General features: G+C 37.6%; 22 protein-coding genes. All 22 read right to left on the bottom strand.

The window, feature by feature from the left end:
- A partial coding sequence (locus E0E16_RS13995) for a hypothetical protein (protein ID WP_181951318.1) occupies nt 1-320 on the bottom strand: 320 nt, incomplete at its 3' end.
- A 370-nt stretch (nt 321-690) separates the two neighbouring features.
- Complete coding sequence (gene wecB / locus E0E16_RS12100; RefSeq protein WP_130830660.1) at nt 691-1,881, bottom strand: non-hydrolyzing UDP-N-acetylglucosamine 2-epimerase; 1,191 nt, start codon at nt 1,879-1,881, stop codon at nt 691-693.
- Nucleotides 1,882-1,892: 11 nt separating this feature from the next.
- Nucleotides 1,893-3,101, bottom strand: a complete 1,209-nt coding sequence (locus E0E16_RS12105; protein ID WP_130830450.1) for a polysaccharide biosynthesis C-terminal domain-containing protein — start codon at nt 3,099-3,101, stop codon at nt 1,893-1,895.
- Between the two features lie 80 nt (nt 3,102-3,181).
- Entirely contained in the window at nt 3,182-4,294 is a 1,113-nt protein-coding gene (locus tag E0E16_RS12110) for a glycosyltransferase family 4 protein (protein WP_130830451.1), read from the bottom strand.
- Between the two features lie 7 nt (nt 4,295-4,301).
- A complete protein-coding gene (locus E0E16_RS12115; RefSeq protein ID WP_130830452.1) occupies nt 4,302-4,895 on the bottom strand; it encodes an acyltransferase in 594 nt (197 codons plus the stop codon).
- Nucleotides 4,895-5,965, bottom strand: coding sequence for a glycosyltransferase family 4 protein (locus E0E16_RS12120; RefSeq protein WP_130830453.1), 1,071 nt, complete (start codon nt 5,963-5,965; stop codon nt 4,895-4,897). Before E0E16_RS12120 ends, E0E16_RS12115 begins: the two co-directional genes overlap by 1 nt.
- Nucleotides 5,962-7,023, bottom strand: a complete 1,062-nt coding sequence (locus E0E16_RS12125) for an EpsG family protein (protein ID WP_130830454.1) — start codon at nt 7,021-7,023, stop codon at nt 5,962-5,964. Before E0E16_RS12125 ends, E0E16_RS12120 begins: the two co-directional genes overlap by 4 nt.
- A 34-nt stretch (nt 7,024-7,057) precedes the next feature.
- Nucleotides 7,058-7,984, bottom strand: a complete 927-nt coding sequence (locus tag E0E16_RS12130; protein WP_130830455.1) for an ATP-grasp fold amidoligase family protein — start codon at nt 7,982-7,984, stop codon at nt 7,058-7,060.
- Between the two features lie 59 nt (nt 7,985-8,043).
- Nucleotides 8,044-9,501 carry a lipopolysaccharide biosynthesis protein gene (locus tag E0E16_RS12135; RefSeq protein ID WP_130830456.1) on the bottom strand — a complete coding sequence of 486 codons (1,458 nt, stop codon included), beginning with the start codon at nt 9,499-9,501 and terminating at the stop codon, nt 8,044-8,046.
- Nucleotides 9,485-10,813 (bottom strand): surface carbohydrate biosynthesis protein, encoded by a 1,329-nt coding sequence (locus tag E0E16_RS12140; protein WP_130830457.1) that lies wholly within the window; start codon nt 10,811-10,813, stop codon nt 9,485-9,487. The genes E0E16_RS12135 and E0E16_RS12140 overlap by 17 nt, the downstream gene beginning before the upstream one ends.
- 16 nt (nt 10,814-10,829) lie before the next feature.
- A complete protein-coding gene (locus tag E0E16_RS12145; protein ID WP_376744078.1) occupies nt 10,830-11,873 on the bottom strand; it encodes a sugar phosphate nucleotidyltransferase in 1,044 nt (347 codons plus the stop codon).
- On the bottom strand, nt 11,873-12,568 hold the full coding sequence (locus tag E0E16_RS12150; protein WP_130830459.1) for an acylneuraminate cytidylyltransferase family protein: 696 nt from the start codon (nt 12,566-12,568) through the stop codon (nt 11,873-11,875). Before E0E16_RS12150 ends, E0E16_RS12145 begins: the two co-directional genes overlap by 1 nt.
- Nucleotides 12,565-13,722: a UDP-N-acetylglucosamine 2-epimerase gene (gene neuC / locus E0E16_RS12155; RefSeq protein ID WP_130830460.1), complete on the bottom strand. Its 1,158-nt coding sequence runs from the start codon at nt 13,720-13,722 to the stop codon at nt 12,565-12,567. The genes E0E16_RS12150 and neuC overlap by 4 nt, the downstream gene beginning before the upstream one ends.
- Before the next feature lie 2 nt (nt 13,723-13,724).
- A complete protein-coding gene (neuB, locus tag E0E16_RS12160; protein WP_130830461.1) occupies nt 13,725-14,735 on the bottom strand; it encodes an N-acetylneuraminate synthase in 1,011 nt (336 codons plus the stop codon).
- 8 nt (nt 14,736-14,743) lie between these two features.
- Complete coding sequence (locus tag E0E16_RS12165) at nt 14,744-15,376, bottom strand: acetyltransferase (protein WP_130830462.1); 633 nt, start codon at nt 15,374-15,376, stop codon at nt 14,744-14,746.
- Nucleotides 15,377-15,378: 2 nt separating this feature from the next.
- The gene (locus E0E16_RS12170; protein ID WP_130830463.1) at nt 15,379-16,599 is read right to left on the bottom strand and encodes a LegC family aminotransferase; all 1,221 of its coding nucleotides are present in this window, start codon (nt 16,597-16,599) and stop codon (nt 15,379-15,381) included.
- Nucleotides 16,599-17,708, bottom strand: coding sequence for an acyltransferase family protein (locus E0E16_RS12175; protein WP_130830464.1), 1,110 nt, complete (start codon nt 17,706-17,708; stop codon nt 16,599-16,601). The genes E0E16_RS12170 and E0E16_RS12175 overlap by 1 nt, the downstream gene beginning before the upstream one ends.
- Nucleotides 17,671-18,879, bottom strand: a complete 1,209-nt coding sequence (locus tag E0E16_RS12180) for a polysaccharide biosynthesis protein (RefSeq protein WP_130830465.1) — start codon at nt 18,877-18,879, stop codon at nt 17,671-17,673. The genes E0E16_RS12175 and E0E16_RS12180 overlap by 38 nt, the downstream gene beginning before the upstream one ends.
- A gap of 170 nt (nt 18,880-19,049) precedes the next feature.
- A complete protein-coding gene (locus E0E16_RS12185; RefSeq protein ID WP_130830466.1) occupies nt 19,050-20,099 on the bottom strand; it encodes a polysaccharide biosynthesis protein in 1,050 nt (349 codons plus the stop codon).
- A 12-nt stretch (nt 20,100-20,111) separates the two neighbouring features.
- Nucleotides 20,112-21,185 carry an NAD-dependent epimerase/dehydratase family protein gene (locus E0E16_RS12190; RefSeq protein ID WP_130830467.1) on the bottom strand — a complete coding sequence of 358 codons (1,074 nt, stop codon included), beginning with the start codon at nt 21,183-21,185 and terminating at the stop codon, nt 20,112-20,114.
- Nucleotide 21,186: 1 nt separating this feature from the next.
- On the bottom strand, nt 21,187-22,506 hold the full coding sequence (locus E0E16_RS12195) for a UDP binding domain-containing protein (protein WP_130830468.1): 1,320 nt from the start codon (nt 22,504-22,506) through the stop codon (nt 21,187-21,189).
- A gap of 105 nt (nt 22,507-22,611) precedes the next feature.
- Complete coding sequence (locus E0E16_RS12200; protein WP_130830469.1) at nt 22,612-23,742, bottom strand: hypothetical protein; 1,131 nt, start codon at nt 23,740-23,742, stop codon at nt 22,612-22,614.
- Nucleotides 23,743-24,482 lie beyond the last annotated feature (740 nt).

Here is a 24,482-nt window from a genome sequence, read left to right on the forward strand (position 1 = left end):
ATGAGTTTCTCATAGGCACGGCTGCGCATCTTCTCCAAAGACAATGCGTGTTGGAGGTTCACTATCTTCTGGCGCAATATCTCATTGTCTGTCAAATTCGTTTCTTTATGAGCCATACGATACCTCTGGATTACTTCCGAGGGCAAAGATAACGATTTTGAATCAACGGGCCAACGTTTCAGCCATTGGAACATTGAACCACTAGACACATTCCACTTACGCAATATGGACGCTTGAGAAGCACCGCTAGAATAATAATCGATTAACACTTGCAGCTTGAACGAATACGAAAATTCGCGCGGGGTTTTACGTTTTGTCATAATTTCTTACTTTTTTTATAGTCAGAATTGTGACAAGCTAAATCCGTATAAGACAAATTGGAGTGCAAAAGCTTAGCTTTTAAAATCGCATCAATATCATGCTGATTATCAACGAATTACAAAGTGCGTTTTTAATGCTGTTTTTGTCATGTAATTTCGTGGTGATAAGCGGGTCGGATGTTCGGTATCAAGAAACTTTTTGCCACACCTGAATACGAATTGGAGACATAAGAAGGTATGTAGTGTTCGGCATTGGAATAAAAAAGTGTCAAATCTCATGATTTGATGCAGCGTTGCGTTAGGTTTCAAAAGTAATTTAGGGCACTATTGCCCCCCTTGCTCGCAAACTATTTCAAGTCTGTCGGGGAACTCAGAATTTTCTCCATACCATCTTATTCACTATTCCCACATAACTTTGCACAATTTTTACTACCTTGGTAGAAACATTCTCATCCACATAATCCGGAACAGGAATGCCATACTGCTCATCACGACAAAGTGTTACTGCCGTGTCCACAGCTTGCAAAAGATTTTTCTCATCGATGCCGGCAATAATGAAATTTCCTTTGTCGATTGCTTCCGGGCGTTCGGTCGAGGTACGGATGCAGATGGCGGGGAATGGATGACCGACACTTGTAAAGAAGCTGCTTTCTTCAGGGAGAGTTCCCGAATCGGACACCACGGCGAAGGCGTTCATCTGAAGACAATTGTAGTCGTGGAAACCAAGCGGTTCGTGTTGAATGACACGCGCATCGAGCCGGAAACCACTTGCTGCAAGACGTTTGCGACTGCGCGGATGACAGCTGTAGAGAATAGGCATGTCATACTTTTCTGCCATTTTGTTGATGGCATTGAAAAGAGACAGGAAGTTCTTTTCCGTATCGATGTTTTCTTCGCGATGAGCGGACAAAAGGATGTATTTTCCTTTTTCCAAGCCAAGTCGCTGATGAACATCGCTCGCCTCTATGTCGGAAAGGTTATTACGAAGCACCTCCGCCATTGGCGACCCCGTAACGTAGGTGCGCTCTTTCGGCAAGCCACAATCGGCAAGATAGCGACGCGCATGTTCGGAATAAGCCATGTTCACATCGCTGATGATATCAACGATACGACGATTGGTTTCCTCCGGCAAACATTCATCCTTGCAACGATTGCCTGCCTCCATGTGGAAGATGGGAATATGCAAACGTTTTGCCCCTATCACGGAAAGACAGCTATTGGTATCGCCCAAGACGAGTACTGCATCGGGCCGAATCTGCGCGAAAAGTTTGTAGGAGCAGTTGATGATGTTACCACACGTGGCACCAAGGTCATCGCCAACAGCATCCATGTAAACTTCCGGTTCTGTCAATTTCAAGTCCCTGAAGAAAATACCATTTAGATTATAGTCATAGTTTTGTCCGGTGTGGGCAAGAATCACGTCAAAATACTTACGGCATTTATCTATAACGGCAGCAAGACGAATAATCTCAGGTCGAGTGCCGACAACAATAACCAACTTTAATTTGCCATTTTCCTTGAACGTAATATCCGAATAATCAAGTTTGGGTTGCTTTGCCATTTTTACAGCTTTCATTTTTGTTCTACTTTGTCAAAATAAGTGTCGGGCTTGTCGGGATTAAAAATCTCATTGCAATACATCACCGTTACCAAGTCTTTCGTTTCTGAAAGATTAATAATGTTATGCGTGTAACCGGGAAGCATGATGACCGATTGAATTTTATCACCGCTTACCTCGTAATTCAACACTTCGTCCGTTCCCTCTTTGCGAAGTTGTATCAAACCATGACCACTAACTACGATGAATTGTTCCCATTTAGTATTGTGCCAGTGTTCACCTTTGGTAATTCCCGGTTTTGATATATTAATGCTCACTTGACCGCAATTCAACGTATGCACAAGTTCGGTGAACGAACCACGATGATCCACATTCATCTTCAAATCGAAGATTGCTTTTTCCTTTGGCAAATAAGACAAAAAAGTGCTATACAACCGCTTGGCAAAGGAATCTGCAGGTATTTCCGGAATCAACAACGTCTTGGGCATCTCGGAGAATTGATGAAGCAAATCGACAATCTCTCCCAACGTAACCTTATGGGTAACCGGACAATAACAATATCTGCCTTCTTTCGATGATAGTACTTCAAGGCCATCAAATTCGCAACGATGCTCCTCTCCTTTTATTGCCCGAATCATTTCATCCACGAGATCATCTATGTAAAGCAGTTCCAATTCAACAGTGGGATCATTCACTTTTATTGGCAAGTCATTGGCAATATTGTTACAAAAAGTAGCGACAGCACTATTGTAATTGGGGCGACACCACTTTCCATAGAGATTTGGGAAACGATATACAAGAACCTTGGTTCCGGTCTCTTGTCCATAAGTCAAAAAAAGGTCTTCACCCGCTTTCTTGCTTCGCCCATATTCGCTATTTCCAAACCTCCCCGTCAGAGACGCCTGTTGAGAACTTGCCAACATGACCGGACAGGTGTTATGATGTCGCTTCAGCGTTTCGAGCAAGGTAGAAGCGAAACCAAAGTTACCTTTCATAAACTCTTCATCGCTCTTCGGACGATTGACACCGGCAAGATTGAACACAAAATCACATTCTTCACACCACCTGTCTAAATCATCCTGCGTTGAATCAAGGTCGTACTCGAAAACATCTCCTATCTTCAAGTCGCCATAGCAACGCGCCTTCCCCTCTTTTATATTTTTAAGTTGTGCACAAAGGTTCTTCCCAACAAAACCCTTTGCACCGGTAACAAGAATCTGCATAACTTTTATCTATTTTTCACATTTTCCCATTTCAGAGTAATAACAGTATCAATTTACAGAACACCAAACATCATAAATTCTTATGGTTTATCTATCCATAAGGCATTCAACTTCTGCCATATCTTAGAAATTGAATATTCATCATTCACCCTCTTCTTCGCTTTCTCTCCCATCCTTGCCGCATCTATAGTATTATCTAACATATAGCAAATGGATTCTCTCAATTTATTTATATCTTTCGCTGGTACACATATACCACATTCGCAATCTGTATTAATATTCAACATTTCCGGAATAGCCCCAACCGAAGTTGCTATTATAGAGCAACCGCACGACATACTTTCAATGATTACATTGGGAAAGCCTTCTGAATAGGAGGGCAACACGAACACAGATGAAGACATCATTTCTTTGATAACAACATCAAAAGGTTTTGACCCACATATTACCAATTTGTTTTTATCAATCATGCTTTTAAGTTTATCCACAACTTGCACATTGGGTATAGGACCGATAAAATACACCATGACATTATCTATCAAATTACAAGCTTGTGCCAATTCAAAAATTCCTTTGGTTTCCAGCATTTGCCCTACAAAAACAATTTTCCTTGGTATACGCTTAATAGCTTCATTCTGTTTTATACATTCTTGTGTTTCTATTGAAAGAGGATTAGGAATGTATACTATATTTTTATACCCGTTTTGTTGTAAAGTTGAAAACGAAGCCATATCCATCACTACCACCTGATCGGAAAGGCTTATGACTTTTTTAATAAGCTTTTGTTCCCAATTAGAATTTAAGAATATTTGCGGAATGCGCCCAAAATGGAAATGTACCAGACATCTAACCCCATGACGCTTTGCCATCCGTATTATAATCAGATCTTTCAATAGCCCTATCGATGCACTGCTGCATATATGCACCACATCTATACTTTTCCTACTCAGCCTTTCTCTGACTTTTCTTATTAGGGGCAAATAATTGTGTATGCCCATTCTTATTCTACTGAAGAGATTATCACCTCCCAAAGGAGTCTGGGTATCTTCGTTATAGCATGGAATAAGTTCTATGTCATTTGAGTCTATTTGGTTATAGTAATTCCATATATTCGCAGTCCATTTGGCAATACCACCAACAACGCTGCTCGAAAAAGGTGAAACAAATAAAATTCGTATTTTATTATGAACCATATCGCAATTAGTACAGATCTTTTAAAAATTCACGACTATAACGTTGTTCCTCCGGATATAGCCTCCGCTCGTGTTCAAGAATATCATCTATGGTCCAATTCATTTTTATTTTCTTTGCAGGAACTCCGCCTACGAGAGAATAAGGCTGCACGTCCTTGTTAACCACTGCTCCTGCGGCAACCGTTGCTCCACGCCCAATATGTACACCAGCCAAAATTGTTACATTACACCCTATCCACACGTCGTGATCGATAATAACATCCTTATCATAACCTTTAGGTTTATTACTTTCGTTAATATCTGTTATCCACTTCCCACAAATTCGAGCGTGATTACCGGTATGTATGGTGAAATTCTCTGCTATTGCGCAATTTCCTTTAATAATTACGTTTGCATTTGGTGTTGAAATTGAACAATTAGAACCGATACTAACATTATCATAAATATAACAATTCGGAGCAGTAACAGATATTGGAGGGGTAATTGTTACGTTTTCTCCAATAAAGCCAAAAGACGTCTTTCTTATGCCTAAATAATTGTGGAGAAGCATGTATAAACCACGGATAAAGAGATTGTTTTTTATTGACTTGGCGATATTCATTATTCCATCAATTCTAAATAGTTATCAACAAATCTTTGAGGGGTTAGTTTCTCAATAGCGATTTTCCTACTATTCGCACAATAATAATTATAAGTGCTATCATCTATAGAAAGAAGTTCTATAACGGCATTAGCCATACTTTCTGCAGACTCCGGATTAAACAGAACTCCATTAATACCTTGCTTCACGTAAATCGGATTATCACAAACATTGCTGCAAGCGATGGGTAAGCCACATGCCATTGCTTCACAAATAACATTGGGAGTACCCTCATAAAATGATGGTAACACAAAAAAGTCCGCATCTTGATATTTATCCTTAATGGATTTAGTCTTATCCAAGAGTTCTATCTCTGCCTCAACACCCAATTCTTTTATCAAAGCAATGCAATCATTGAAATAAGCAATATTGCTATCTACTTTTCCATACCAACTTACATGGAATTTTGCACCTTTGTCCTTCATTAATCTTACAGCCTTAATAAAAGTTAAAGTATTCTTAGGAGACCATATTGATGCCGCGATTACGATTTTAGAAATTCCATGTCGTTTATGCTGAACAGGGCAGAAATAATTGGTATCAACAAAGTTTGCTATCGTTTTTATCTTATCAACCAAGAAAGGAAAATTATCTACTATGAAATTCTTTTGCGCATATGCATTAGGAACTACATAATTAGCATATCTAAAGAGATTAAAACGTATTATTTCATTTCTTCTTATCACTTGAGTAGTATTCCTCTCAGATACTATCAATTTGAAACGGTGATTAAAGACTCTGACCAATGAAGCTATGATAGAGGGAGTCTCTAAATAAGAAATCACCCAATCAGGTCTTGTTTTCCTAATATATTTAGCGATGCAAAAAACGCGTTTGAATACGCCGTGTGAGTTCTTCAAATATACGTAAGGAACACCTGAATCCAAAAGGGTATCAACATAGAATCTGTTATCATGATAAGTCGCAACAACCACATTATGTCCCTGCTGCTTTAGCATTACAGCCAAACCTACCAATTGCCTTTGAGCCCCTCCAGGACCAAGGCTGTCTATCAACAAGAGTACTTTCATAAATCAAGCCTGAAGTCGCTAAGGAAGACAAAGCCACTACCAAAGAATGTCATATAAGTATAAAGTGATAAAAATAGCAGAATTATTAAGTTTTTAACTAAACTACTTTTTGCATATTTCACCATTATAGGAACTGTCAAAAAACTAACAGAAGTATAATACATCACCATACGGCTTGTTGGATTAAAACCAATACCGCATATTGATATGACTAACCCCATAGACAAAGAAAGAAATAACAATTTATTAATTCCTTTATTAAGAATATTTTTCTTTAAGATTAATATATATAAGAGCAATTCAATTCCTATTATGAAGCTGAGAGTGGAATTAGTCTTTATATCGCTTTCAACGTATGAAGCGTAACCTTGAAGCACTTCAGTCCCCATCTTTGCTAAAAAATATGCAAAATTGAAATATATGAATACAGCGCACGAAATAATCGTTAAGATAATTTTCTTTCTTCCATTTACGTGGTATAAGAAATACAATGGAAAAACTATTATGGTTGCCTGATGCAACATAAATGCCAAAAAGATTATCAAAAGATATTTTAAAAGTTTCTTTTCTATAATATACTTATATGATAAGAATACGACCACTATTGCTAAATGTTGCCTAATAACAAAGATTGATTGATTGAAATTGCCAACAACCAAGAATAATATTGAGAGGATAATATAAGGCGAATAGGATTTCATTACTTTTATATATCCACAAAGCCACAATAGACCATAAACAAATAAAAAGAATACAAAAGAAGAAGAAACCAATCCACATATTTTCATTAAATATCGAAAGCCTATTTCCGGGATCTTTACATAATAAAGTTCTGTTATCGGCACTTTAAGAAAGTCCACATCTATCATTTGCTTAAAACCTAAGATATAAGAATGTAAATCGGGAACACTTTGGATATCTACAAAGGTTCGCAAAAAAAGAAGAGTTGAAAAGCTTATTAGAACAAAAAACTTATTCTTACTCTTTTTAGGTTTCGGGAATGAACAAAAGAAACCTAAAATCACCAAAAAAAGAAAATTAAGAACTAAAGGATTCATATATTTTCGTTATAAGCCATTATTTTCAAGTAACTTAATTTTTATTTTTTATCGGAAGTTCTAACCAATTTCCAAAAGTGTAATCCCATTCATTAGGTGAAAAGCGCACCACGCCTGCAAAATGGAAGAAAGTGAATTCACCAAAATAAACATTATTATTAGCTTCATAAAAATCGACTCTCACGTGTGGAAAACCTTGCGATAATTTTTCTGCTAACGCCTTCATTTCCTCAAACTTAAATGGTTTGGAAGGAAGTACTTGAGACTGGGGATGACCTTGGGTTATATCAAGACTATTATAATTGCCATCAAAAAAATTAAAATATGGTTCACTTCGTGTTTGCCTTTCAGTCGCAACAAATAAAGCTCTTACTTTGCCATTGAAACAAAAAAACTTATAATCTATTAACCCCTTGGTTTCTGCATCTTCAAGATATTCTTCCGCAATAATTCTTCGTTTAACATTCTTATAAGGCCATTCACACCATTCGCGATAAATATTAGATTTCATAGCAAGAGATAACAATTTAAGGGTCTTACCTTTATCTAATTTTGCCTTATCCTTACAAATAACGACACCAGTATTTCCTCCTCCATGAGTGGTTTTAAGAACAAACTTATCAGGAAGCGAAGCAAAATCTATCAATTCAGGAAAATCCCAAACACCTAAAAGTTTAGCTACGTACTTATCTCCTATTTTATTAGCTACATATTGCTTCACTTCATATTTATCAACAAGCTGCGTATATACTGGATTTCTATTATAGATTTTCAACCATTGTAATTTTTCGTTAAAGGTCGTGGGATGGCTCCAATTCAACCAATACCCCATTCTACAACGAAATCTTAATGACAGATACAACTTATCGGAAAACAGAAATCCGAAATTCTTAATTAAAGAATCAACAAATTGCTTAGGATTACACAACAAATAGTTAATAGCTCTTCTTATTGATGGCATTTTGTAGTTATTAATAAAAGAAACCAATATGTTTTTACGGTAGGGGGAAATGAAAACGATTAAGAAATAAATAATCTCTTAACTCTTTCGAGAATAACATAACATTCTCTTTTATAAAAAAAGAATGCTGTAAAATCAATCAGTATTACTAGAAAGATAATTGCTTTAATATTAAAAAACAGGGTGGGCATCAACAATATTCCCAGCAACAAGAAAGTTCCTATAATACTTTTTTTTACATTGAATATTGTGCGATACAATTTCTGACCATAATAAGTGTTTAAAACATATAACAACACTGCCGCAAAAGAATTTGCGATAGCAGCCCCAATCAACCCCATTTCTGGTATTAATAACAAACATAGTAAAATATTTAAGACTACAGATGCAGAATGGGTAAGAAAAGAAATGTGATTTTTCTTTGCCAATGCTATGCCTTTGTCAGTTGTTTCCAATAAAAAACTTAAAACAGGTAATGCTAAAAGTAGCGAGAAGAATAGTTTGCTTGAATGATAATCCTTACCTATAAAAAGATATATTATATCTCGACAACAAACCAAAATAGATGTTGCAAATATTGTAAAAATAACAACAAAATCATGCATTTTTTCTATTCGCCTTCTATCATCTTTATAATTTTGATAAACATAGGCTGCCCAAAATGTGGAAAAGCCACCTTTCACCGCACTCAATATAGATCCAAACATCACAGTCGAGGAAAAAATGCCTAAAGCATAAGAAGAAAGCATCGTCCTTATCACTTGTTGATTAACATAAGTATTCAGATACACCACTATATACGTTGGAGCACTATATAATGCAAATTTCATATATTCACTATAACCGACAAGAGACAAAGAGCTATTTAGTTTGCCGTTTTCATCAATAGGAACGTATTCTTTTCTCTGTGTAAAAAGATAAATAATGAGTATTGAAAATAAACCAATTGTCAAAATAGAGACTATCCACACAAATCCATCCGTAAAGAAAGCCGCAATAATAACAAGAAGCCGTGAGAAACAATTCATTAATATATTTTGAAAATTATATTGAAATACACGAAAAGACATTCTAAAAGAAATATTCAAATATCTCAATATAATATTGGTAAAAGAATATAGGAAAAGCAAACCGGTAATAAGTTTACTGCCTACTCCAAAAATAAAGTCAGAAAAGGATTCTCCGAAAAAGAGTATCGTAACAATTCCAACAATGAAACAAATAAGTGTAGAGAAAATAATATTTTTATACAACAACTGACTGCCTGTATCAGTACCCGGAGGTTCGTTATAGAAACGTATGTACGCCCCATCCATGCCTATTGTCAATACGTATAACATAACACTTGAGGCTGAATAAAATATTGCAATTAGACCATAAACATCAGGTCTAAGAAGCCTTGTTGTTATGACAACAGACAATAACCCTAAAACGAAACTCAGCCATGTTGAAATAGAGTATTGAAAAATACCTTTTATTAAATTAGGATTATTCGACATTTTAATAGATTTGTTCAAATATTTTTCTGAACTTATCCTTATACAATTTCACCTCTTTTTCGGAATTATATAAATCGGTATTATACAAATTCAATTTACTTTCCAAACGATTCAAGGTTGGTACTAAAGCTAAGATGTTTAACAATCTTCTAGGAGTTTGATGATATAATCCCCAGCTATATAATAATTTTTCTAAAATAAATCTAAGGTAATATTTCAAATCTTTCTTAATGGGTGAAAAATTATAATCAAAACCTAAGGTTGAATCAGTTATCATCCTCTCACATAAATCCGCTACTTTTTGATAAGCCATTTCACCAGTCTTTGAATTGCTGAAAAAACGAGTTACATTCTTATCCAAAACAGGAAATGAATAATCATCCTCATCTATAGTTTTCTCAAAATCATCGTTACTATTAATAAAAACTCCTCCAAGCATAATAGAGACTTCCAAGCCTTCAGGAACTGTAACCGGTCTTAAGATATAACATGGTTTACCTGCGAAATAAATATCTGCGAGAGATGTACTATACCAATTGTAAATTTTATCAGAAATAACAGCCCATTGACGCATAGAATAAGCATTTATACATCTGAAATTCGATATTGAATTTTCTATCTCATGCAGGTGCTCATTATCTCTTTCAGCAGGATGTCGCCGATAAATAAATATTTTCTCAGGATGCTTCTCGGCAGCTTTCCTTAACCAAACAAGAATTTCTTTGTATGATTTATTACTAAAGTCTGAAAAGATTCGAGCATTAGGATTTAAGCACTCTAAACGTTTAATCTCTTCTTCTGAACGATTAACATAAGAGAAAGAAGATATAAACAGAATCCATTGCTTATCAATGTCTATTTTAAATTCTTTAGCTATTTGTTCTTTGCTAAGAAAATAATCTTTGAACTCAGGACGAAACAAATCCATTGCAACAGATCCTACATCATGTATATGTTCAGGCTTAATCCCATGACTTAAATATCTATCAACTTGAACCTGCCCCCATGCCAAATGTTGAGCTTCTTTTGCTTGACCAGATGGGTTATGAATCCCATCTTCTGATGCTTCCGAAAGGATTTGCTCATACTGCATACTTATGACATTTCTATTGCTGTTTTTATCATTTCGAGTAAAATATCGCAATTGAAACTCATTATAAACATGAGGTACCAAAACGACCTTGGAATCGATATAAAATTTACTATTTGAAGAGATATTAAGAATTTTTGTCGTGTATCCCCTTCTTTCCAATTCGGTTGCTATCAAAGCGGAGTTCTCAAGTTCTCGTGCTTTATGCTCATATAGAATCAAAATGTCAATTTTTCTCATCTAAATTTTATTCCATTCAAAATTTTATGTGCTTTACTATTTCTTTTGCCTTTTGATATTCTTGTTGATTACCTATATCTATCCAAGTTCCATTCAATGGAAATCGAATAACCTTATATCCATTTTTCATCAATAACTCCATAAAGTCTGTAGCGTTAAAAAACTCACCTTTAGGGATAAGATCCAGAAGTCTTCGTTTGATGAGGTAGATTCCGGTATTTGCGTAATAGTTATAAGTCGGTTTTTCATGGACACCCTTCACATTGCGTCCTTGAAGTTCTAAAATTCCATAAGGAACTGAAATTGTATAAGGAACAGCGGCTATACTCATATCTGCATTATACTCTTGAAAGTGGAGGAAGAAATCTTCCAAATCCAAGTCAGTTATCGCATCAGAGTTCATGAGAAGAACTGTCTCGTTTACAAGATTATCAACATAGGCAAGTCCTCCAATAGTTCCTAAAAATTTAGGCTCACTAAAGCATTTCACAAAAACTCCTTGTTTTGACTCAACAAAGTGTTCCTCAATTTGTTCTTTAAGATAATTAACTGTGACAGAAATGTTTTTTATCCCAAAACTAATAACATGCTCAACGATATAATCAATAATAGGTTTTCCTTGCATTTTTAATAATGGCTTTGGGGTGTTTTCTGTAAGGGGACGAAGGCGTTCACCTTTTCCTCCAGCCATTAATACCACATCAATTGGGAGTTTGGTACGATATTTCTCAAGGTCAATTATATCTACAATACGATCCTCACTATCAAGAATTGGTACGAGTTGCATCTTAAGTGCTTTCTGCTCTCTGATATGAGACACATCATCATTCACTCCTTCTCGCAGATAATTGAAAGTACGATGCATTACCTTATCAAGAGTATCACTTATATTAATTCCTGCAATAAGTGCTCTTCTTATATCACCATCTGTCATGGTACCAACCATTCTTCCATCGCTATTCACAACAAATAGCACAAGAGGGGCTGAAGATAAAGAATTGAGTTGCTTCAATGCATCAAGCAACGTTTTATCCTCAACTATAAAATAGTTGTTTTCTATCATAATTCAACTAACTTTTCTTTGATTAAAAATTCGGCATAGTGCCAATCTAACATAGTGTCAAGATCAACGGATGAAATATCATCCATTACATACTTGATACGTTTCTTAAATAGAGCAAGCGGTTCACGTTTCAAACTTTCGGGATTAATAATATAAATAGCTCCATTATATTCATACGTTATAGGGGCATCTTGCCGACGTGTTATCATACCATTACCTTTAGATATATGCAAGAATCCATTATCATCCTCTTCAAAACAGTTATAATATGGGTTAGAAGAAGTCTTAACCACAGATACAATCATGTCTATTTTTTGCGTATATAAGTTCATCGCTTCTCGAAGATGTTCCGCATTTCGAAAAGGAGAGGTATTTTGTAAAAGAACAATATTATCATAATGCTTCCCATGTTCTTCATAAAATTTAAGTGCATGAAGCAAAACTTCATACATGCCTGCTTTATCTGTAGCTAATTCTGCTGGACGAATAAAAGGAACCCTTAAACCATAATCCTCAACCACCTTAATAATTTGAGAATCATCTGAAGAAACACATATATCGTTGTCGGAACAAATGGAGCGAGCTACATCAATGGTGTAATAAATTAGCGGTTTGCCCGATAAAGGTTTTATATTCTTATGTAAAATACCTTTGCTCCCCCCACGTGCTGGAATAATAACTAGCGATTTCATTGACTTAAATCATAAAATTTTTTTTCAACTAAGTTGGCAAGAGGGTAATTCTTAATAACATCCACTATCTTCTCTGTAGTATTCTCTCCCTCATAAGGATTATTGTTTTTTACGTTAGTGGAAAAATCATCATCAAGAATGATTGCCAACCCTTCTTTAATAGATTTTTCTGTAGCTTCACAATTAAAGACACTATTTGCAGATATGCGTCCCTTTTGTCGGATACCAATATTTAAAGTCGGAATATGAAATGAAGGCACTTCGATAATTCCACTTGAAGAATTTCCTACCACAGCTTTTGCATAACGGAGAGCTGAAAGATAACGCCTTATTCCTAACGACTTCCATGCTTTGACTTTTCTTGGTTGAGCAGCCACAAATTCTTTGATATGGTCTATTATAACACGCCCGTTAGAATCAGAGTTTGGATAAGTAAAGAGTATTTTATAGCCATCCAGAGCATTTAATGCCGATATCAAGGCTTGACTTTGTTTTTCCGCCGAATTATCTTCAAGTGTAACTGGATGATAGGTTACTACTATAAACTTATCTCCAAGTGAGAAATTAAGACTTTGCTCCAACTCTTCTTTAGACATTAAGGGAATATGCTTGATATTATCAATGCCTATTGCCCCTACATTGAAAACACGATCAGGTTGCTCTCCTAATTGAATGACACGCTTACGATATACTTCCGTTGATGTAAAATGCAAGTGGCTCATCTTGCTAATAGCATGGCGAATACAATCATCATAAGCGCCCTCTGTAATTTCTCCGCCATGAAGATGAGCGATTGGTATTTTATGAAAGAGAGCCACAAATGCCACAGCAAGCATTTCATATCGATCACCTAAAATGACGATTAAATCAGGACTAAGCTCACTAAACGCATCCGCAAAACCAATCATCCCAAGTCCTACAGACTTTGAAATACCTTGAGCAGAATCAGAAGAAAGTAGCATTTCAATTTTTTTATTAATATTGAAGTCATCTTTTTCTATTTCACGGTAAGTAAGCCCAAATTCTGGAGAAAGATGCATATTTGTAGCAACAACCTGAAGTTCTAATGCAGGATCATTCTGAACAGCATTCATTAAACCTCTAAGAAGTCCGTATTCAGCCCGGCTACCTGTTATAAAACATATCTTACGCATAACTAAAATAAAGACACTATCTGTTCATCTGTGTTATAATCTCGATTGGCAATGGTACCGATAATACTATTCCAATACATTGGTGATAGACCAGTTCCCGGGCGTTTGATAGTAATATTTTCTTCTGTCAACAAATCACCTTTCTTTATCGGAACAGCCGCAACAATACTCTTTCGAGCGATTAAGATATTTGCACGTTCTGAAGTTGTTATTTTTTTCTCACCATCACCAAGTGCTTTCTCTATATTTCGAATAGCAGTTACCATCATTTTCAACTCATCAGGTTCAAGTGATGCTTTATGATCAGGTCCTGGTAAAAGGCGGTTGAGAGTGAAATGCTTTTCAATAACTTTTGCTCCAAGAGCAACAGCAGCAATAGGGACTTCTACACCCCTTGTGTGATCTGAATAACCTATTTCTACTCCAAAATTATTCTTAATGGTTAACATTGCACGAAGATTAACATCTTCAAAAGGTGTAGGATATTGCGTATTGCAATGGAGAAGGGTGATTTGCTCTTTACTCACGCCAAATTCATACAATACATTAATTGCATTTTGAATATCCTGCTCATCGCACATACCAGTTGACATAATAACCTCTTCCCTAAACTGAGCTATTTTGCGTATATAAGGATAATTTGTAATTTCACCAGAAGGTATTTTCCACAGCTTCATGCCTAACGAATGCAAATAATCAATACTATTTAAATCAAAGGCTGTTGACCAAAAACGAATACCTTTCTGATGACAATACGAAATTAGTATTTGATGTGCTTCGTGAGAAAGCTCCAATTTCTTGAGCATATCATATTGGGTATCGTCATCCCTCGTATTTTGTTGTTGATACTCTGCTTTCTTTGCTTGTTTTGAAACAAGTTTATCTGCTGTGAAAGTTTGAAACTTAACAATATCAGCACCGGCATCCGCAGCAGCATCTATCAACTGCTTCGCTAACTCAATAGAACCATTGTGATTAACACCAGCCTCAGCTATAATTAATGTATGAGCCATTATGTAGATTATAGTTTCAAAAGAGTTGAACTATTATAATATATCCCTTTCTCCATAATACTTTTCCTGATGGAAGAACTCGCCCCGATTATAACATCATCTCCTATTGTGATGCCGTTAACAAGAACACTATGACTTCCAATAAAAACGCGTTCTCCTATCTTGCAATCACCATTTATCATTGTACCCGTAGATATGTGGCTTTGAGCTCCCACGATGGTGTTATGCTCTATGTTAGTAAAAGTGTTAAGTATAACATTTTCACCAACCTGAGCACCGGCGTTTACAACCGCCTGATGCAAGATTACAGTTCCTTCTCCAATACTGGCATATTGGGAAACATGAGCTGTAGAAGCTATTATGGTTGCAAGATGCCCTCCTGCTTCTTGTACTTGATTATACAATCTTATTCGGATAGAGGGGTTTTTAATATAGCCCACAGTAACAACAAAATCTGCTTTATCTATATAAATTGGAATATCATTATCATCTCCTAACACTCGATGATTAGGTAGGATTTCATTCCCTATTACCTCAGAGATATCAAGAATGCCTAAAATATTATAACCAGCACTCTCAGCCGCTTCTATCACCGATTTACAATGCCCACCTCCACCAAGAAGAATTAAAGGTCGTTTCATTATTATCGTTGTAAGTCGGTAAGACGTACAGAACTTGGGATATTTACAACCCGTTCAGCAAACCTTATCGTATTCTTTAGACCATCATTCTCACATTTTTCAAACATTGGCAGACGATTCATCAACTCCCATATCGGACGCGTCATAACACCATTATCGTTAGTTTGTGTGAGAAATTCCGTGCGAGCTTTCTTATTTTTAAGAATGATAACATTAAGCCAGTAGTTAGAGTAAGTTTCGGGAGAATCTGAGAAAAAATCAATTTCAGGAATATTGCGAAAAAAGTCCTCATATTCTGCTGCTACCTTACGCTTACTTAAAATATACTTGTCAAGGTTTTCAAGTTGCGCACATCCGAGAGCAGCATTCACATTGGGCATACGATAATTGTAGCCAATATGATCATGGCGGAACTCCCAGCGATGTGGTAGTTTAGCTTGAGTTGTAATATGTTTTGCGAAAGCAGCTAACTTTTCATCTTGGAAGAGCATCATACCACCACCACCAGTTGTGATAGTTTTATTTCCATTGAAACTAATAGCCCCTATCTTACCAAAAGTCCCAGTGTGTTTACCTTTATATGTAGAGCCTATACTTTCTGCCGCATCTTCAACCAATTCAATGTGCCACTCTTTACAAAGGTTGGCTATTTCCTCAATGCGAACAGGATGCCCAAACGTATGCATAGGTACACATGCCTTGATTCTACGTCCTGTATTTTTGTTGTAGCAAGCAAGCTCATCTTCTGCAAAAGAAAAATCACGACTATCAGAAAGTTCGGAAATACGTGTATTCTTTCTTACCTCAGCATTTTTTGAAAGCCACTCTTTCATGAAATCCGGGGATAGTCCCATTGTGGAACGATCAACATCAATAAAAATAGGATAAGCTCCTATATAACTCAGAGCATTACAAGTTGCGATAAATGTAAGTGCTTGGGTAATTACTTCATCTTCCTGCTTCACTCCTACAAGCATGAGAGACATGTGTAAAGCATTTGTTCCTGAAACACAAACTACTGCTTTCTTGGCATTGGTGTATTTAGCCATATCATCTTCAAATTGATCAACAAATTTTCCAACAGAAGATACATATGTCGTATCAATACATTCATTGAGATACTTCTTTTCATTCCCTGCAAATACAGGAATAGCAAGAGGAACATACTTTTGATTCCCATACATTGACTTAATAAAGTCTATTATTTTTAAATAACTAATCATTAAAATAAAACTTTTAGTGAACTCGGGATATAAGTCTCAAACTTCTTGAATCTTAAAGGCAAAGCTTGCCAAATCATATTTATAAAATTGTAAATTCTATTTGATATGTAAATTCTTATCTTATCGATTAGAATAGATCCCAAAAAGACACAGGTAAATAAGACTATCAAGGAATAAACATGTTCAAAAAATGGTTTTTCATAAAGACTTTTTGTAAAATGATAGTATATATTTTTTATAGACGGATGCATGTGAATCAAATAAATGGCTAAGCATGAGGAAGCGCACCAATTGATAATATTATTCTTAAATTTCATCCTTCCGAATAAGAGAAAAAGAAAGACACCTTGCAAAATCACAAGGGGACCACAATAATTATAGCCAAAGAAAAACGACTGCATCCGGGACGCGTTAAAACGGAACATCAAGAATAGGGTATAAACTATGGTGAAAATCAAAAATGTAACCATCAAATAGGCAAATCCGGCATGATTTTTCGTTCTATTTACTACATCAAGTTTATTCAACAATCGACCAACTAAATATACTATAAAGAATGTGATATTGATATTCAAACTAAAAATAAAAATATTTGCCAATATTAAAACCAAGATAATTTCAAATAGCCTCTTTGAAGATGACTGGTCGGACAAGGCATTCAATGCAGGAGAAATAAAATACAAAACTATATACGATGAGATAAATCCCCATGACTTATAAAAACATTTGAATTGTTCGATAAAATCATGCCAACTAAAAGTTAAAATATTAAAAGCGATACAAGCCCCATAAACTGCAAAACTATAAAAAACAACTTGAAACAACAAGTTAAAAAGACTTTTAACTTTCCATCTTATTCCGAAAAAACCAGATATTAGAATAAATGTATCAACCGCACAAATACAAGCGCTCTCGCGAAAAAAATCAAATGCTTGAAATACTCCTGTACCATATTCATATCCCCAAAAACTATGAAGATTAACTACCATTAGCATGGAGAGCAATCGCAGAAGCTCAAAGTTTGATAGTCTCCCCCCTGTATTTCGATTTATTAACATATCATTCAAATCTTTACATTTTTTGATCCAAATTTTTTCCTTTTTCTTCATGTTCGAAATTGGGAATGTACCGTTTGATGGCTTTCACCACCTCAGCTTTAGTAAAATTGTCTTTCGCAAAAATCTTTTTCAGTTCTAAAAAGAAAGTTTCTATTTCAGACAACGATCGATGGTTTGTTTTTTCCACCACTCCAAGAGCTATGAAGCGATCCATATTAATCTGTTCTCCCGGAATATAAAACTCTTCATATGGTTTCTCTCCAGTTGTATCACTCTTAAAGTATACTACAGGATACTTATCCGACTGATAACTCATTCTTGCCGCATACTTTTTCGCATCAAAATCATTAGCGCATTCGATTTTCTGAAACCCTTCTGCTCTTACAAAGTCATCACAGATAGATGAGAAAGTGAGCATCTGTTCTTCACCTAATTTAGGAAAGAACACCTCCCCCCCCTTACCGAGAATACAAGCCAACATACAAATCTGACCACTCTCTTCGGGCGATACAAAATAACGTTTCACGTCTGATGGTGCTGCCAATGGTTGTTTTTTCCTCAACCGATGCAACCATCCATCAGGTAGAGATCCATTAGAAAAAGCTACATTCGCAAAACGTGCAGTAGTTACTTTGAAATATTTGTTATATGACATCACAAGATCTTCCATTATACGCTTACTTGCCCCCATAATGTTTACGGGATTGGCAGCCTTATCAGTACTTACACAGAAAAAATGCTTAGGTGGATAAACACATAATAAATCCATCAATTTTTTCGCTTTAATGTCATTATTTTCTAACAATGCTTGAACGCTATATTTATCTTTTTCGGAACGAACATGTTTATGAGCAGAAAAATTAGCTACAATGTCAAATCCTTTTTCCTCACGGAAAATACGTTCAAAAATAGGATCCGCAAAATTTAGAGTATAACAACGAAATTTCTCAGGTACAAATAGTTTTTCCGTAGAACGAATATCACGAACCAATTCCGCAAGACCATTTTCATTTAAATCTATAACGACAACAGCTGAAGGTTCGAAATGAAGAATTGCTTTGATGAAACTAGAACCAATAGAGCCTGCTCCACCAATTACACATACTTTCCTACCTCGAATCTCTCGTGATAATTCAGTTTTATTTGCTTCAATATCCTTTGAAAACATACTGACAAAACGATTTGTAACAGAATCGGCAATAAATTTATCAAGATTAAACATATCTTTAATGTATTTATAATTACAGAGGCATCACAATAACTTCAGCCATAATAAACCTCTCAGAGCTTTAAAAAAGCGACAATCTTCTCAAGAACACATAAAATCATACTATTTATAACTTATCACTAATTTAAATATAGTATATTAACAGATAGCGCAAGAACTTTTATTTATTGCACGAAGTTTCCTTCGCCCTTTAACTCTTTCTGTATATATTCCAAAGCTGCAATTTTCTGCTTGGTTTCCTCTAAATTGAGCCGATAAGTGTTATCGGAGTTGAACTCCTCAATCTCTGAACGAGTCGTATCGCCTTCTTTGAAGAATTTATCGTAGTTCAATCCGCGGTTATCGGCCGGAACACGATAAAAATCACCCATGTCTTCAGCTTTCGCACATTCTTCTTTGGTCAGCAGGGTCTCATACATTTTCTCGCCATGTCGAATTCCAATGACCTTAATTTCTTCTTTCTTGCCGCCAAAGAGCTCGCAAACAGCTTCCGCTTGGGTATGGATGGTGCACGCGGGGGCTTTTTGAACAAGGATGTCGCCATTCTGCCCATGCTCGAAAGCAAAGAGAACCAAATCTACCGCTTCTTCCAACGACATTATGAAACGGGTCATTTTCGGTTCCGTTACCGTGATGGGGTTTCCGCTACGTATCTGATCAATCCACAAAGGAATTACCGAGCCACGCGAGCACATGACGTTTCCATAACGGGTACAGCAAATCTTGGTCTTCCCGGAATAACGACTCTTTGCCACCGCTATCTTTTCCTCTATCGCCTTGGTAATTCCCATTGCATTGATGGGGTAAGCCGCCTTATCGGTAGAAAGACAAATTACAGCTCCCACACCGGCTTCAATGGCAGCTGTCAAAACGTTATCAGTACCGATGACATTGGTCTTCACGGCCTCCATCGGAAAGAACTCACAACTCGGTACCTGCTTTAAGGCAGCTGCATGAAAAATGTAATCCACACCGGGCATCGCGTTGCGGCAGGATTGCAGGTTTCTCACATCACCAATGAAGAACTTAATCTTATTGGCTACATCTGGATATTTTGCCTGATATTCATGTCGCATATCGTCTTGTTTCTTCTCATCGCGTGAAAAGATTCTGATTTCAGCTATATCCGTACGAAGGAAACGATTTAACACGGCATTACCGAAAGAGCCCGTACCTCCGGTAATCATTAAAGTTTTTCCTGCAAAAATGCTCATTGTTTATGATATTTAGTTATTATTTCTACTTGTTTGGTAATAGCTCTTATACCACTCGGCAAACTTGCGCAAGCCTTTGCGCAGGGGAGTGCCGGGTTTGAAGCCAAAGTCGCGCTGCAAGGGCGCGGTGTCGGCGTAAGTTACGGGTACATCGCCGGGTTGCATGGGAACGAGTTCCTTATGGGCATCAAAGTCGTAATCGGTGGGAAGCACTCCGGCACGCACTAATTCTTCTTGGAGAACAGACACAAAGTCGAGGAGGTTCTCGGGAGAGTTGTTGCCAATGTTATATACTTTATAAGGGGGAACGGGAAGCCCATCCTCGCCGTTGTGCTTTTCGGGCGCGTGTTGCATCACCCGAACTACGCCTTCCACAATGTCGTCAATATAGGTGAAGTCGCGTTTGCAGTTGCCGTAATTGAAAATCTTAATGGTCTCACCTTTTACGAGTTTATCGGTGAATCCGAAATATGCCATGTCCGGGCGTCCGGCAGGTCCATAAACAGTGAAGAAGCGAAGCCCCGTTGAGGGGATGTTGTAAAGTTTGCTGTAAGCGTGCGCCAACAGCTCGTTGCTCTTCTTCGTTGCAGCATACAGACTTACGGGATTATCCACCTTGTCGTCTGTGGAATAGGGTACCTTCTTGTTGCTTCCATAGACCGATGATGAGGAGGCATATACCAAATGTTCCACTTCATGATATCGACAGGCTTCAAGGATGTTATAGAAGCCGATGAGATTGCTTTGAATGTAAGCATCGGGATGGGTGATGCTATAACGCACCCCTGCCTGAGCCGCGAGATTGACGACCACGGAAATCTTGTTTTCTTCGAAGATTTTTTCCACCGCATCCTTGTCGGCAATGGAGGCATGGACGAAAGTCCAATCGCGATTCATTTGCTCGATTTCTCGCAGACGCTCGTATTTTATTTTCACATCATAGTAATCGGTTATCGAATCCATGCCGATCACTCTCACGGTTTCCACATCGTGAAAAAGACGTTTCACAAGGTTGCTGCCTATGAAGCCGGCGGCACCTGTAACAAGGATTGTCTTCCCCCTCAGATTTACGTTATTTTTCAGCATTTCAATCCCTTCTGAAGATATCACGTGTATATACCTTGTTTTCCACGTCTTTCAAGCAGTCGTCGAAGCGATTGGCAATGATGGCTTTGCTTTGTGTCTTGAAATCTTTTAGATTGTTCACCACCCTACTGCCGAAGAAAGTTGCGCCATCGTCGAGTGTCGGCTCGTAGATAATCACTTCCGCTCCCTTTGCCTTAATGCGTTTCATGATTCCCTGAATGGCAGACTGGCGGAAGTTGTCGGAGTTGGACTTCATGGTCAGTCTATATACACCGATTACGCAATTGTGCTCTTTGGCGGCATCCCATTGTCCGTTACCGGAATAATAACCCGCCATACGCAGCACGGCGTCCGATATATAGTCTTTTCGGGTTCTGTTGGATTCAACAATTGCCGACATCATGTTTTGTGGTACGTCGCGATAATTGGCAAGGAGTTGTTTCGTGTCTTTCGGCAGACAATATCCTCCATAACCGAACGATGGATTATTGTAGTGGGTGCCAATGCGCGGATCCAGTCCTATGCCCTCGATGATGGCTTTGCTATCGAGTCCTTTCATCTCGGCATAGGTATCCAACTCGTTGAAATAGCTCACACGAAGCGCAAGGTAGGTGTTAGCAAAGAGTTTCACTGCCTCGGCTTCTTTCATGCCCATGAAAAGCGTGTCTATGTTCTCCTTTACGGCGCCTTCCTGCAAGAGCCGTGCAAATGTAGCAGCGGCTTCTCGCAGCATCTCCACATCGGTAATCAATTTGATGGCGTTGTTTTCCTCTTTGAACTCAGGTTTGTCTATCAACTTGGGATAGCCCACGATGATGCGACTCGGGTAAAGATTGTCATAGAGTGCCTTGCTCTCACGCAGGAACTCCGGTGAGAAGAGTAGGTTGAAGCGTTTCACGCCTTTTTGGGCATACTTCAAATAAAGAGTCCGAGTATATCCCACGGGGATGGTTGATTTGATAATCATAATGGCATCGGGATTTACTTCCAACACCAAATCGATGACTTCTTCCACATGGCTCGTATTGAAATAGTTTTTTACCGGGTCATAATTGGTAGGCGCAGCGATAACGATGATATCGGCATCAGCGTAAGCGGATCTTCCATCGAGCGTTGCCACTAAATTCAAGGGTTTCTCAGCCAAATATTTTTCTATATAATCATCCTGAATGGGAGAGATTTTATTGTTAATCTTTTCCACTTTCTCAGGAATGACATCCACCGCCGTTACCTGGTGATGCTGTGAGAGCAATGTGGCAATACTCATTCCCACATAGCCTGTTCCTGCCACAGCAATCTTAATATCTTTGAAGTTGCGCATATCTCTCATAAAATTATTTTCTCTTATTGTGATTTCACCTTGTCGGCAAAACTCATTTAGGATTATGCCATGTTTATAAAGTGGAGCAAGTGGAAGCAATACGCATTACACCTCATCAAAGAGGTAAGCGTAGTTAGTCTTTAAGTCGGCATAAACAGAATTGCCCCATGCACTAAAATCTTCATCTTGCTTGGAATCGGACAAGATGTTTCTCATCTCTTGAAAGACCTTTGTCCCTGCCGCGAAAAGTGGTTGCAGACGATTGCCAGAGGATTGAAAAAAGGGTGCATAATAATATCCGATTTCTTCTATCATGAACGCAAAAGACGCAAAAGCTTCTTTAACGTTAATCTTCCCCACCTGTTCATCGGAGAGGATTTGCAATCTAAGAATTTCTATATTCTCTTTTTGGGCAGCCACTTCACTCTCAGAGGTTACCGGATGGAAATATCGATCGATGAAAGCATTGCGTTCTTGCAGGTTGCGCTTGTAGAAGATGTCGCCACACTTCTTATGCGTCTCGTTTTTCCCAACCTCCTCAAACCTTTCATTGTGAATGCCCGAAATGGCGATGCTCTTTCCGCCGACATCCATCACCAATCTTCGGTCGCGCGCCATGCGTATGACGTAGCCTTCCAGTCCGGCAAGGTTGCCCGATGCGATGCGAAGTAAGGTGCGGTTTTTGGCATAATATTGAAATGGGCGCATGAGAAAGCGAATACGGTCGGGCTCTACCTCCGCGATGCGCATGAAAGGTTCCATCTGTTGGTGGGGGATTACAGCCGGCTTGCCGGTGCTGCAATTCTTACACAGCCAATAGCCTGGAAATTTAGTATTGAGATAGTTTTGTATTTCTTTTGGTTGCCCTTGCAGAAAGATAAGTCCGCTAACGGTGGGAGTTGTTGTTTCCTTTACTCCTCGCCCATACTTACGAACATATTTTACGCTTTTGTGGATAAAAAAGACGCGACCATCTGTCTTTAATTTCTCTTCGAAAACCGAAGTTCTTCGGCAATGGGTGAAGAGATAACACCAAGAATCGGTGGTCTGCGAATGGTTTTTCATTGGGTTGTTCTCGCTTTCCCCACCAACTTGCAAGCACTGCTTCTCTTCTGAGCCACTCAAAAGAATAGGTTCAGTGTGCCGGTTGCCGTCCGGTAGCCTTTGACCCTCCACATTGGAAAATCGTTCGGCTTCGTTGGCTGCAGACAGAGAATCCGTACTATCCAGTTTCATAAATTCCCATCTACTTTATGTCTCTCATAATGGTCATTATCTCCTCGGATAATCGAGCCGATGTCACTACATGATGATTCACAAAATAATACGTTTCAAATATAACTTTCAAAGGGAAGGTTTGCAAGTTCGAGGTTTCTTGATAAATGTTCCAATAAATGTTTTCCGCGTTCAGATAGTCGTTCCACAGTAGGTTTTCGAGCTATTTGTTGCACCTTTGCAATTCTCCTCTCCTTAAATTTTCTACAAAGGTAATGCTTTTTTTCGTTTTTTGTATCATCATTCACAGATTTCTTTCATGGCATCGAAGTTTTATTGCGATTGTAACCAATAGTGTCCTAAATATTTTTTTTCGAAAACTCACGAAACACCGCATAAATCATAAGACTTGACGTGTTTTTCTCTAAATCAGATATGGCGTATGACTCCAATTCGTATTCAGGTGGTGGTAAACAGACACTTGATAGCGAACATTCGACCTGCCCGGCACCATGAAATTATATTACAAAAACCGCATCGGGGATACGTTTTGTAATCTGCTAATAATCAGGACGATATTATTTGCGATTTAAAAGCTTAGCTTTTGCAGCATAATTCATGACCTTTTGCAGTGCAAAAGGTAAGCTTTTGGAAAGTGAAAGCTAAGCTTTGGGTGGATGAATGAAGAAAATTTAGGACACTATTGGCTTGTAACTTCAGAGTGATGAGGGTTAAGGGGCTTAAGAGCCATAGCTATTTTG

The organism is Prevotella rectalis, assembly GCF_900607215.1.
GTDB classification, from domain to species: domain Bacteria; phylum Bacteroidota; class Bacteroidia; order Bacteroidales; family Bacteroidaceae; genus Prevotella; species Prevotella brunnea.

Bases quoted from the DNA above. Each gene is read 5' to 3' on its own strand.
- E0E16_RS12115 (WP_130830452.1), bottom strand. From the start codon at position 4,895: ATGAATATCGCCAAGTCAATAAAAAACAATCTCTTTATCCGTGGTTTA.
- E0E16_RS12140 (WP_130830457.1), bottom strand. From the start codon at position 10,813: ATGAGAAAAATTGACATTTTGATTCTATATGAGCATAAAGCACGAGAA.
- wecB (WP_130830660.1), bottom strand. From the start codon at position 1,881: ATGGCAAAGCAACCCAAACTTGATTATTCGGATATTACGTTCAAGGAA.
- E0E16_RS12105 (WP_130830450.1), bottom strand. From the start codon at position 3,101: ATGCAGATTCTTGTTACCGGTGCAAAGGGTTTTGTTGGGAAGAACCTT.
- E0E16_RS12170 (WP_130830463.1), bottom strand. From the start codon at position 16,599: ATGATTAGTTATTTAAAAATAATAGACTTTATTAAGTCAATGTATGGG.
- E0E16_RS12110 (WP_130830451.1), bottom strand. From the start codon at position 4,294: ATGGTTCATAATAAAATACGAATTTTATTTGTTTCACCTTTTTCGAGC.
- E0E16_RS12165 (WP_130830462.1), bottom strand. From the start codon at position 15,376: ATGAAACGACCTTTAATTCTTCTTGGTGGAGGTGGGCATTGTAAATCG.
- E0E16_RS12195 (WP_130830468.1), bottom strand. From the start codon at position 22,506: ATGCGCAACTTCAAAGATATTAAGATTGCTGTGGCAGGAACAGGCTAT.
- E0E16_RS12175 (WP_130830464.1), bottom strand. From the start codon at position 17,708: ATGAAGAAAAAGGAAAAAATTTGGATCAAAAAATGTAAAGATTTGAAT.
- E0E16_RS12190 (WP_130830467.1), bottom strand. From the start codon at position 21,185: ATGCTGAAAAATAACGTAAATCTGAGGGGGAAGACAATCCTTGTTACA.
- E0E16_RS12125 (WP_130830454.1), bottom strand. From the start codon at position 7,023: ATGAATCCTTTAGTTCTTAATTTTCTTTTTTTGGTGATTTTAGGTTTC.
- E0E16_RS12180 (WP_130830465.1), bottom strand. From the start codon at position 18,879: ATGTTTAATCTTGATAAATTTATTGCCGATTCTGTTACAAATCGTTTT.
- E0E16_RS12120 (WP_130830453.1), bottom strand. From the start codon at position 5,965: ATGAAAGTACTCTTGTTGATAGACAGCCTTGGTCCTGGAGGGGCTCAA.
- E0E16_RS12200 (WP_130830469.1), bottom strand. From the start codon at position 23,742: ATGAAACTGGATAGTACGGATTCTCTGTCTGCAGCCAACGAAGCCGAA.
- neuC (WP_130830460.1), bottom strand. From the start codon at position 13,722: ATGCGTAAGATATGTTTTATAACAGGTAGCCGGGCTGAATACGGACTT.
- E0E16_RS12185 (WP_130830466.1), bottom strand. From the start codon at position 20,099: ATGAGCATTTTTGCAGGAAAAACTTTAATGATTACCGGAGGTACGGGC.
- neuB (WP_130830461.1), bottom strand. From the start codon at position 14,735: ATGGCTCATACATTAATTATAGCTGAGGCTGGTGTTAATCACAATGGT.
- E0E16_RS12150 (WP_130830459.1), bottom strand. From the start codon at position 12,568: ATGAAATCGCTAGTTATTATTCCAGCACGTGGGGGGAGCAAAGGTATT.
- E0E16_RS12130 (WP_130830455.1), bottom strand. From the start codon at position 7,984: ATGCCATCAATAAGAAGAGCTATTAACTATTTGTTGTGTAATCCTAAG.